At 64.8% G+C, this 10,883-nt stretch carries 8 protein-coding genes; 7 read left to right on the forward strand and 1 reads right to left on the reverse strand.

Annotation, left to right across the window (positions count from 1 at the left end; translation table 11 throughout):
* The 5 genes from AC16JP_RS03385 to AC16JP_RS03405 all read left to right on the forward strand — a co-directional run.
* Nucleotides 1-350: mechanosensitive ion channel family protein (locus AC16JP_RS03385; protein WP_484339193.1), on the forward strand; the 350-nt coding region annotated here is incomplete at its 5' end.
* Nucleotides 351-357: 7 nt separating this feature from the next.
* Nucleotides 358-702: a c-type cytochrome gene (locus AC16JP_RS03390; protein ID WP_484339194.1), complete on the forward strand. Its 345-nt coding sequence runs from the start codon at nucleotides 358-360 to the stop codon at nucleotides 700-702.
* A complete protein-coding gene (locus tag AC16JP_RS03395) occupies nucleotides 702-2,117 on the forward strand; it encodes a D-arabinono-1,4-lactone oxidase (RefSeq protein ID WP_484339195.1) in 1,416 nt (471 codons plus the stop codon). Before AC16JP_RS03390 ends, AC16JP_RS03395 begins: the two co-directional genes overlap by 1 nt.
* Nucleotides 2,110-3,384, forward strand: coding sequence for an alanine racemase (locus tag AC16JP_RS03400; protein ID WP_484339196.1), 1,275 nt, complete (start codon nucleotides 2,110-2,112; stop codon nucleotides 3,382-3,384). The genes AC16JP_RS03395 and AC16JP_RS03400 overlap by 8 nt, the downstream gene beginning before the upstream one ends.
* A gap of 260 nt (nucleotides 3,385-3,644) precedes the next feature.
* A complete protein-coding gene (locus AC16JP_RS03405; RefSeq protein ID WP_484339197.1) occupies nucleotides 3,645-6,206 on the forward strand; it encodes a right-handed parallel beta-helix repeat-containing protein in 2,562 nt (853 codons plus the stop codon).
* A gap of 78 nt (nucleotides 6,207-6,284) precedes the next feature.
* Here AC16JP_RS03405 and AC16JP_RS03410 read toward each other — a convergent pair whose 3' ends face one another.
* Complete coding sequence (locus tag AC16JP_RS03410) at nucleotides 6,285-8,474, reverse strand: TonB-dependent receptor (protein ID WP_484339198.1); 2,190 nt, start codon at nucleotides 8,472-8,474, stop codon at nucleotides 6,285-6,287.
* Between the two features lie 304 nt (nucleotides 8,475-8,778).
* Between AC16JP_RS03410 and AC16JP_RS03415 the strand changes: the two genes are divergently transcribed.
* Entirely contained in the window at nucleotides 8,779-10,506 is a 1,728-nt protein-coding gene (locus tag AC16JP_RS03415) for a cytochrome D1 domain-containing protein (RefSeq protein WP_484339199.1), read from the forward strand.
* A 159-nt stretch (nucleotides 10,507-10,665) separates the two neighbouring features.
* A partial coding sequence (locus AC16JP_RS03420) for a c-type cytochrome (protein ID WP_484339200.1) occupies nucleotides 10,666-10,883 on the forward strand: 218 nt, incomplete at its 3' end.

The raw sequence follows: 10,883 nt of genomic DNA on the forward strand, positions 1-10,883 counted from the left end.
ACTCGAAAGTGTCGACCGAAGTCATCAGGAACTTCAGCGCCAACCCGCATCGCCGCGTCGAGCAGGAGGCGCAACTGGCGTTCGGCGTCGATCCGCTGGAAGCGATCGCCCGGCTGAAACCGGCGCTTGCCGCCATCCCCAACGTGCTGGCCGATCCGGCGCCCACAGTCGAGATTCTGGGCTTCAACGAACTGGGCACACGGCTTTGCGTGCGTCCGCACTGCCATACCGACGATTATTGGCAGGTCTATTTCGATACCACGCGGGCGATTGCCGCCACGTTCGGCACGGCAGGTTATCCGCCGCCCTTTGCGGTGCGGCGCGAGGAAGCCGCCGGCACGGCGCGCTGAGCAGGTGATGCGCGCCGAACTGCTGCTGCTGGCGGCATTGCTGGCGGCCTGCAGCGCCGAGCCGCAGGCGACGCCGCTGACCCCGGCACAAAGCGCGGCGCTTGCCCCGGCCGATACCCGGATCGCCGCGCTTTACGACCAGTCGTGCCGGTCGTGCCATACGGTTGCCGACACCGGCGCGCCGCTGGCAGGCGACCGGACCATGTGGGACGCGCGCTGGGCCAAAGGCGAACAGGCGCTTCTCGACAGCACGATTCGCGGGGTGAACGGCATGCCGGCCGGGGGGCAGTGCTTTTCCTGCACCCCTGACGACTTTCGCGCATTGATCCGCTTCATGGCCGGGAGGGGCTGATGGGCAAGGTGACACGGCGCGCATTGCTGGCGGGCGCGGGTGTGGCGGGGGCAGGCCTCGTCGGGGCCGGGGTGATCGCCGGGCGCAACCGCCTGCGTGACCGCGAACCAGAAGTGCTTCCCACGCAGGACGACAAGGGCCGTCTGCTGTGGAGCAACTGGTCGGGAAGCGCGCACGCCTATCCGGCCGCGCGTGCAGCCCCGGCAAGCGAAGACGAACTTGTTTCGATCCTGAAGTCCGCAGCAGGTCCGGTGCGGCCGGTCGGCGCCGGGCACAGCTTTACGGCGCTGGTGCCGACCGGCGGCACGCTGCTTTCGCTCGACCGCATGGCAGGCCTCGTCGCGGATGATGCGGCGGCCCATCGCGCAACCGTTCGCGGTGGAACGCGGCTTGCCGATCTCGGGCCGGCGCTGGCGGCGGTGGGGCAGGAAATGATCAACCTGCCCGACATCAACAAGCAGTCGATCGCAGGGGCGATTGCAACCGGCACCCACGGCACCGGGCACGGCATTCAGGCGATCCACGGCTCGATCCTGGCCATGCGCATTGCAACGCCATCGGGCGAACTGATCGACTGCGACGCAACGCGAAACGCGGACATCTTCAACGCCGCGCGCGTGGGCCTTGGCGCCTTCGGGGTGGTGACGCAGGTGACATTGCAGAACCAGCCGCTGGGCCGCGTGGCAAAGCGTGTCGAAGTTCATCCGACGGATGCTGTACTGGATGGGTGGCCGGACCTGCGGGCGAACCACCGCAACGCCGAGTTCTATGTGCTGCCGTTCACCGGCCACTCGGTTACGATCACCCACGACCCGACGGACCGGCCCGTGCGTCCGCGCGGCCCGGACGAAGATACCGAAACGCTGATGGGGCTGAAGCAGTTGCGCGACTGGTTCGAGTTCGCGCCCCGGCTTCGGCGCAAGCTGGCGGCAGACGAGCTGGCGAAGATCCCGCCCGAGGAAGTGGTCGACGAAGGCTGGAAGCTGCTCTCGAACGAGAGGCCGGTGCGCTTCAACGAGATGGAGTATCACCTGCCGATCGAAGCGCATATTCCGGCGCTGCGCGAAGTGCTGGCCGCGATCGAAAGCAATCGGCAGGATGTGTTCTTCCCGCTTGAGGCGCGGGTGATCGCCGCCGACGACGCGTGGCTGTCGCCATTCTTTCAGCGTGAATGCGGGTCGATCGCGGTTCATGCCTATTACCGCGAGGATCATGATTTCTTTTTCACCATGATCGAGCCGATCTTTCGCAGGCATGGCGGCAGGCCGCACTGGGGCAAGCTGCACAGTCTGAAGGCGCCCGATCTGGCGCAACTCTATCCGCGCTGGGCCGATGCGATGGCGGTGCGGCGCACGCTCGACCCGGACGGGCGGATGCTGAACGCATATCTGAAGGGGATCTTTGGCGATGGCTGAGGGCAAGGGTGGGCGGCGCTGGACCCGCCGTGCGGCGCTGGCCGGAGGCGCGCTGGCGGTTGCAGGTGGTGCCGCAGTGCTGACGCTTCGGAAAAGCGATCACGGCGGCGGCCATGACGCCTATTTCCGCAAGCTTTCAGCGGCGCTGCACCGTGCCGGTATTGCGCGGCCGGTACTCGTCGTCGACCGCGAGCGGCTGGATCGCAACATTGTTGCCGCCCGCGATATGCTGCGCCCGGCGGCATTGCCGCTACGGATCGCCGTCAAGTCGCTGCCGGCGATGGGGTTGATCGAGCATGTGGCGAACGGCCTGCAAACCAATCGCCACATGGTGTTCAACGGCCCGATGCTGGAGAGCATGGCCGCCCGCCCCGAAGCCGATCTGCTGCTGGGCAAACCGCTTCCGGCGGCTGAATATGCGGCTATCGCCGACCGGCTTGGCCCGGCGGCTGCCCGTGTGCAGTGGCTGATCGACACGCCGGCAAGGCTTGCCCAATATGCCGATATCGCGGCGGCCCGGAACATGGCGCTGCGTGCGAACCTTGAAATCGATGTCGGCCTGCATCGTGGCGGCTTCGATGGGGCAGACACGCTGGCGGCGGCGGTCGATGCGGCGCGAAGCCTCGCACATGTCGAGGTAACCGGCCTGATGGGCTATGATGCGCATGTTCCGAAGATGCGCGATCCGGATGCGGCCTATGCGCTGTCGCAGGACGCCTATCGTGCAGGCGTCGAGGTGCTGCGGCAGAAACTTGGGCGCAATCCGGCCGATCTGACGCTGAACGGCGCCGGCAGTCCCACCTATGCGCGCCACGCCAGGGGGACGGCCGCGAACGAGGTGACGGTCGGCTCGGCATTCGTGAAGCCGGTCGATTTCGATACGCCGTCGCTAGCCCATCATGTGCCTGCATCGTTCATCGCAACGCCGGTGCTGAAGGCCGGGCCGATGCGGCTGCCCGGCAACGCCTGGCTTTCCGGGCCGATGGCGTTCATGGACCCGAATACCGCGCGCGCGTTCTTCGTGCATGGCGGCCATTGGCTGGCCACACCCGAGTCGCCTGCCGGGCTGCAATACAGCGATCTCTATGGCCGCTCGAGCAACCAGGAGATGCTGACAGGGTCAGGGCAGGTCAACCTGCAACCCGACGACCATGTGTTCCTGCGCCCGAACCAGAGCGAGGCACTGTTCCTGCAATTCGGTGCCATCGCCCTGTTCGACGGTGAAGCGATCAGCGGCTTCTGGCCGACCTTTCCCGTATCCGCCTGAAGGCACGCGGATTTCATGTTGCGGGCGGGCAGGATTCCGCTGCGGCCGTGGCCAGATGAACGCCATGTTTACAGGTGCTTCCTCAGGGAAGGCGGGCACCTCGTTGAGAATGTGCGAAAAACGCCTTGCCTCCCCATTTGAACGGCTCGCCTGCGAAATGTAAAATTGTTCTTGCCTTTGATCGAAAGGTGAGCCAATAGTTTCGTGCATGCAATAATTAACAATAACTATTAACAATAAAAATAACAAAGGGTTGCATAATGATTCTCGGCAAAAAACTGGCCGTGCTCGGCCTGCTTTCCTCTGTTGCTGCGCCTGTGTCCGCGTTCGATCTCGCAAATTTGCAATTCTCGGTCGACGAAGTCCGTGCCCGCATCAGCCCGCTGTTTTCGTGGGCGTCGTGGCCGCAAACGGTGGCGCCGGCTGCTAGCCCGCCGTCAGCCGCTGTGTCGGCCCCCGCGCCCACCACTGCCTTGGGTTCGGCTGCTGGCGGCTATGTCGCGCCTGCGCCGGTTTCCTATGCGCCGCCGGTGTTGGCAGCGCCCGCCCCTGCTCCTGCTGTGCAGGCCGTTGCCTATACCGCCCCCACGGCGTTTGCTGCGCCCGCGACGCTTTCATTCGCCGGATCGGCGGGCAGCGCCAGCAGGCGCGTCACCTCGGCGCGCGGCAGCTTCATCGACATGGAAGCGGATGCCCTGTCCGGCGCACGCCTCGCGCCTCGCGCCGGTAGCGCAGTTGCGCCGACGATTGTCGAGACGGTGGTTGAAGCCGTCGTCACGTTCGCGGCTGATGCGGCCGATGCGGCTGGCGCGATGATCGATAGCGCAACAGCGGCGGCTGGCGATGCGGCCGATGCAGTCGTGTCTGCCTTTGATGCCGCCGTTACCACGGTGACCGAGACTGCCGCCGAAGCAACCGACACCCTTGCCGACACCGTTGCCGCACTCGTCTCGTCGGCGACCGGCGGCCAGACTCTCACGCGCGAGCTGCTTGCCTCGGCGATGGTGACCGGCAGCCAGCCGGCGCCGCTGACGGGGGGTAGTGCTTCGCAGCCCGTGCTCGACGGCGGTCTCGCCTCTGGCGCACAGCCGCCGGTTGTCGAACTGCCCGGAAAGGACGATGCCCTCTTCACGACGGAACAGGTGCCTGAAGTGATCGGCGGGCAGGGCCGCACATTCTATGTCGACTTCGCCAATGGCAGCGACACCAACAGCGGCACTTCCGCCAGCCAGCCCTGGAAGCGCGCCCCCGGCGACACCGTTGCGACGGGCAATCCAAAGGCAATGGTGCTGAAGCCCGGAGACACCGTTCGCTTCAAGGCTGGCGTCGTCTATCGTGGCTCGTTCACGCTGCGGCAGAGCGGCGTGCAGGGCCAGCCGATCATTTACACCGGCACCGGCTATGGCAAGGGCCGCGCGATCTGGGACGGCGCCGACCCGGTGACATCGGCCGTCAAGTGCCCCAGCCAGTCGGCCTGCGGCGGCGCGTCGAACTGGGCCAGCCTGATGCTGGTCACGTTCACCGAGCCGACGACGAAGAATCAGAAGCTCTATGACGCCAAGGGCGTGATGTTCGAAGGCACGACGCCGGGCATCAGCGATCCCTTCTGGGGCGCCGATGTTTCCCAATATGCCGTGATCCCGCTGGCGCAGTTGTCGGCGATGACAGCCGGTCGGGTTGAAAACGCCCAGCTTGCCGCAGCAGCGCGGGGTGAATCGAAAGCCCGGATCGCCGTCTGGGTGCAGGGCAACCAGGTGGTCGAGCGCCAGATCACCGCAGTCTCGGGCAACACCGTGTTCTTCGATGCAACCGGCGTGAAGCCCTACACCGACCGCGACAACAAGGCGGCAATCGTCGGCGCGGTGCGCTCGGTGACGAAGCCGGGTCTCTATGCCCATCTGGGCGGCGGCAAGGCGGTGGTCTATCCGCGCGCCGGCGGCGGCCAGTATTCCGTCGGCACCGGCCGCAGCGGCTTCAACCTCAGCACCCAGTCCTATGTCACCATCCACGGCATCGATTTCGTGCATGGCACGTCGGCGAACGGCGCCATCCGCGAAGGTGTGATCCTGGCGAACTATGGCAAGCAGTCGACCGGCATCCGCTTCGAAGGCAACCGGCTGACGGACTTCTCGCTGCAGAGCGGGATGGGGACGGTGCAACTGTCGACGGCGACCGACGTCGTCGTGCGGGGGAACTTCGTCGAGAATATCGAGGGCGGTTCCGGCATTCGTTTCGGCGGCAACATCAACAATCTGGTGGTCGAGGGGAACTCCGTCCGCAAGCTCGGGCGGACCGGCATCTATCTGCCCAGCGTCAACACGGCGCTGGTGCGCGGCAACATCCTGTCGGAAATTCAGGGTGTGCACGGCAATGCGATTTCCTTCTATCTGGGCCACCGCAATGTCACCGCCACCGGCAACTGCGTGTTCGACAGCACCCGGCCGTTCACCTTCCATGGCGATGGCGTCGATGGCCCGGAAGCCAATCTGAAGGTGCTGAAGAACATCTTCGTGACTTCGCCCGAGGGCCGCTCGGCGATCTATAGCTGGGGTTCCTATACCCACACCGTCACGCTGGAGGACAATGTCACGCTTGGCTGGAAGGCGGGCATGATCCTGAACGCCAAGGACACCAACGTGAAAGCGACCCGCAACCGCACGTCGGGCCTGCTGGTTTCGGGCAGCAAGACGACGCCCGTCGGCTGGACGATCACCAACAACGACAACAGTGCAGCTCTTGAAGATTCGTCGCAGGCGATGCTCACCCAGACCGGGTGCAGCGTCGCGGCGATGAAGGGCAAGATCAGCGTCAGCCTGTCCTGACGTACTAGCACTGGCAATAAGCCTCGTGGCCCGATGCGTTATCGCGCATCGGGCCTTTTTTTACCCGGCCTTTCCGGCTCAGAAGCGCCAGACGGCCTCGGCGTAAACGGTGCGACCTGGCTGCTTTGCGTAGGCAAAATACCGGCGGTCCAGCAGATTGTCGCCCGAGAGGCTGAGTGTCAGATGCTCGCCGAAGCGGCGCGCAACCTTGGCCGACAGCACGGTGTGGCGGTCGTGCGAGCCATAAACCCCCTCGATGATGTTGGTGTTCATGTCGTTGCCGGACCCGAACACATGCGATGTGTGGCGCGCTACCAGAAAGCCAGACCACGCCTTCCGGTTGAACTCGGCGCCGGCCGACCAGTTTGTCTGCGGGACGTCGGTCAGCACCTTGCCGACCGTTGCCGGTGCTGCTTCGTTGCGGGTGATTTCGTAAATGAAGTGATGCGTGAGCGAACCGAACAGCTTCAGGCCCGGCAGCGGCGTCGGCCAGCGCAGGCTTGCTTCCACCCCGTCGATCGAGGCGGCGCCCGCGTTTTCATAGCGGCTGATGGTGCCGTCGCTGTTCAGCGATCCGCGATAGATCAAGTCGTGCAGGCGCTGCCGATAGAAGGTGACGGAAGCCGACGCCCCGCCTGCGAACAGCAGGTCGGCGCCACCCTCCAGCGATTTCACCCGCTCAGGCCGTAGTTGCGGCGACGGCAGGATCACCGACGGCACACCCGCCGTGACTGTGGGCGGCACGGTGCGCGAATACATGTCGAGAAGGGCGGGCGGCCGGAAGCCCTGCCCATAGGAGGCCCGAAGCGACAGCCAGTCCTGCGCTTCCCAGACGAGGGCCACCTTGGGGCTGAACTGCCGGAAGCGCCGCTTCGGATAGGTTTCATCGAACGCGGGCGGGCTGTTGTCTATCACCCGGCCATGGGTTTCGAAATGGTCGAACCGGCCGCCAAGATAGGCGTTCACCCCATGACCAAGCGCATGTTCGCTTTGTGCAAAGACCGAGAAACTGGTGGCGCGCCCGGTTCCCGCCGTGGTGACGGCGCCGGTCGTGTCCCAGTCCCGCCATGCGGAAAGGAGGCGGGTCTCGCGGTCCATCGTCGAGCGGTTGAAGCCCATGCCGAGCGTCAGCGCCCAGCCGGGCATCACCGGGGCGCGCCACGACAGGTCGAAGTCGATCCTGGCGTTCGGCTGGTCCGTCAGTTCACCCGGCCCGGTTTCGAAGCCGGCGACGCCGGATTGCGCCTGCGTATAGCGGAATCTGTGCCGCAACATGCCCAGATTGGCGCGTAGCAGGCTGTCGTTGCCGAATGTATGTTCGGCGCGCACGAAGGCGCGGAGATCGCGTTCGCCGGATGGGGTGAGGGTGAAAAAATCGGTTTCGGCCAGCGTCACCCGCCGTGGCGCGCCGTCGTTCCAGACGACTGCACCGGAAAACACCGGGTTGCCGGCGGCATCGCGCAGGAAGGATTCCGGGCGCGAATAGCCGACCGAATATTGCGCCCAGCCAATACCCGCCACCAGTCTGGTCGCATCGGTTGGGGCGTAGTGCAGGGCGAACTGCCCCGATCCCTGCCACCAGGGCCGCGCGCCCATCGTGCCGACGAGGTAGCGCGGCAGGCCGTCGGGTGTCGTGGTGGCGATGGCGCCGCTGACAGGGGTTCCGGCGGTGCCGACCGACGCCCGTTTCAGCACATGGTCGCTGCCGGGATAGCCGTCGCTTGCACGATACCCAATCGACAGCGTGACGCCGATGCCGTTGGCGAATCGGTTGCGGTAGGCGAACGACACTCCGCGCTGCGACAGATTGCCGCCGCCCGCACGCACTTCGGCGATGGGTGCGTCAGGACCGGCGGTGATGAAGTTGATCGCGCCGCCCATGGCGTTGCCGCCATAGAGCGCCGAATACGGCCCGCGAACGACTTCGATCCGTTCGACGCTTTCGAACGGAATCCCCGCGACATTCACCCCGCCCGAAAGGGCGTTGTTCAGCGGCTGGCCATCCAGCATCACCAATGTGCGCGGTGTTCTTGGGATGCCGCGCAGCGAAATCACCGCCTGCCCGGTTCCCGGAAAGGCAGCCCCCATGGCCGCGCCGCGCACATAGAGGCCCGGCACGTCGGCGAGTGCGTCACCAAGCCGCGCGACACTTCGTACATCCAATTGCTGCTGGTCGATGAGGCTGACGCTGGCGGGCACGCCAAGGATCGCCGACGGCATCCGCGTGGCGATGACGATGATCGGATTCTGGTGCGCATCGCCCGACATCGAAACATCTGCAACATGCTGTAAAACATCTATATTGCTGTTTGCATGGGCGCATGTGGCGAAGGTTGCGGCAATGGCGAAAGCCGGATGCAGACAGGGGCGGCGCTTTGCGGCGCGGGGCATTCCAGAACTCCTGATCGGGGGCCTTTCATGGCGATCGAAGGCGCCGGTGCGACTCCGGCCGGACCCTAGGCAGGGCGGCATGGCCCGTAATTGACCTCGGTCAAGGATATTGCCCGCCGGCCGGACCATCTGAGGGCGGTTGAAACCTGGCAATCCGAACAGCCGCAAAGGAGTTCAGACGATGAAGAGTATCGCACGCATGACGACGGCAGTGGGGCTGGTCGCTGCAGCGTTCGCAGGCGCAGTGGGCGTGAGTTTCGCGCAGGATCACAAGCCGGTATCGCAGCCGGAAGTTGCGTTGCAGGCCGGGCGCTCGCCGCTCGCCGACGAAGCGATGCACCAGAACATCAACCCCAAGGCGCCGAAGATGACGCAGGTCGAGTTCGACAAAGCCCGCCAGATCTACTTCGAACGTTGCGCCGGCTGCCACGGCGTGCTGCGCAAGGGTGCGACCGGCAAGCCGCTGACGCCCGACATCACCATCGGCCACGGCACCGAGTATCTGTCGACCTTCATCAAATATGGTTCGCCGGGCGGCATGCCGAACTGGGGCACTTCCGGTGACCTGACGGACGATGAAGTCGATCTGATGGCCCGCTTCATCCAGCAGGAACCGCCGACGCCGCCCGAGTGGGGCATGAACGACATGAAGGCCACCTGGAAGGTCATCGTTCCGCCTGAAAAGCGGCCGACGCAGAAGATGAACAACTACGACATCAGCAACCTGGTGTCGGTGACGCTGCGCGATACCGGCGAAGTGGCGCTGATCGACGGTGCGTCGAAGGAAATCATCAATATCGTCAAGACCGGCTATGCCGTTCACATTTCGCGGATGTCGGCATCCGGCCGGTATCTTTATGTCATCGGCCGCGACGGCAAGATCAATCTGATCGACCTGTGGATGGAAAAGCCCGACAACGTGGCCGAAATCCGCATCGGTCTCGAGGCGCGCTCGGTCGAGACTTCGAAATACAAGGAGTTCGCCGACAAATACGCGGTTGCCGGCGCTTACTGGCCGCCGCAATACACGATCATGAAGGGCGACACCCTGGAGCCGCTGAAGATCCAGAGCACGCGCGGCACCACCGTCGACACGCAGGAATATCACCCCGAGCCGCGCGTTGCGGCGATCGTCGCAACGCACGACAAGCCCGAGTTCATCGTCAACGTCAAGGAAACCGGCAAGGTGCTGGTGGTCGACTACAGCGACCTCGACAACCTGAAGACGACGGAAATCGGCGCGGCGCGCTTCCTGCACGACGGCGGCTGGGACGCCAGCAAGCGCTACTTCATGGTGGCGGCGAACCAGTCGAACAAGATCGCCGTCGTCGACAGCAAGACCAACAAGCTGGCTGCGCTCGTCGATGTCGGCACCATCCCGCACCCCGGCCGGGGCGCCAACTTCGTCGATCCGAAGTTCGGCCCGGTCTGGGCGACGGGGCATCTGGGCGATGAAACCATCTCGCTGATCGGCACCGACCCGGCCGGCCACCCCGACCATGCATGGAAGGTGGTTCGGACGCTGAAGGGCCAGGGCGGCGGCAACCTGTTCATCAAGACCCACCCGAAGTCGTCGAACCTGTGGGTCGATACGCCGCTCAATCCGGATGGCGCGATCAGCGGCACCATCGCGGTCTTCGACCTGAAGAACCCCGACAAGCCCTACAAGGTGCTGCCGATCGCCGAATGGTCGAAGGTTGGCGAGGGCGCCCGCCGGATCACCCAGCCCGAATACAACAAGGCTGGCGACGAAGTGTGGTTCTCGGTCTGGAGCGCCAAGAACCAGCAGTCGGCGATCGTGATCGTCGATGACAAGACGCGCAAGCTGAAGGCGGTGATCAGGGATCCACGGATCATCACCCCGACCGGCAAGTTCAACGTCTATAACACCCAGCACGACGTCTATTGACGACGATACAGGACGCCCCGGCCGTAAAATCAGGCCGGGGCGGGCCTGCGCGACAATTTGGCCCGCCGGATCAACTTGCAAGCGGCAGGGTCGATCGGCAAATACTGGCGCACTGCGCGAACCGCAAAATGCCGCAGCCGGAAGTTCAGGAGCAATGCCATGAAGAAGTCCGCCATCGTGAAACTGGCCCTTGCCGCCGCCGCGTTCGGCGTCGCCATGCCGGCCATGGCGTCGGCCGATCTTGCCAAGAAGAACAGGTGCATGTCGTGCCACGCGGTCGACAAGAAGATGATCGGTCCGTCGTTCAAGGACATCGCAGCCAAGTACAAGGGCCAGGCAGCCGCGCCCGCGCAACTGGCCGTGAAGGTGAAGAAGGG

The organism is Sandaracinobacteroides sp., from assembly GCF_057137845.1.

What these genes read in the sequence shown, in the direction of transcription:
- AC16JP_RS03390 (WP_484339194.1), top strand. Translation starts at nt 358, where the DNA reads ATGCGCGCCGAACTGCTGCTGCTGGCGGCATTGCTGGCGGCCTGCAGC.
- AC16JP_RS03395 (WP_484339195.1), top strand. Translation starts at nt 702, where the DNA reads ATGGGCAAGGTGACACGGCGCGCATTGCTGGCGGGCGCGGGTGTGGCG.
- AC16JP_RS03400 (WP_484339196.1), top strand. Translation starts at nt 2,110, where the DNA reads ATGGCTGAGGGCAAGGGTGGGCGGCGCTGGACCCGCCGTGCGGCGCTG.
- AC16JP_RS03405 (WP_484339197.1), top strand. Translation starts at nt 3,645, where the DNA reads ATGATTCTCGGCAAAAAACTGGCCGTGCTCGGCCTGCTTTCCTCTGTT.
- AC16JP_RS03410 (WP_484339198.1), bottom strand. Translation starts at nt 8,474, where the DNA reads ATGTCGGGCGATGCGCACCAGAATCCGATCATCGTCATCGCCACGCGG.
- AC16JP_RS03415 (WP_484339199.1), top strand. Translation starts at nt 8,779, where the DNA reads ATGAAGAGTATCGCACGCATGACGACGGCAGTGGGGCTGGTCGCTGCA.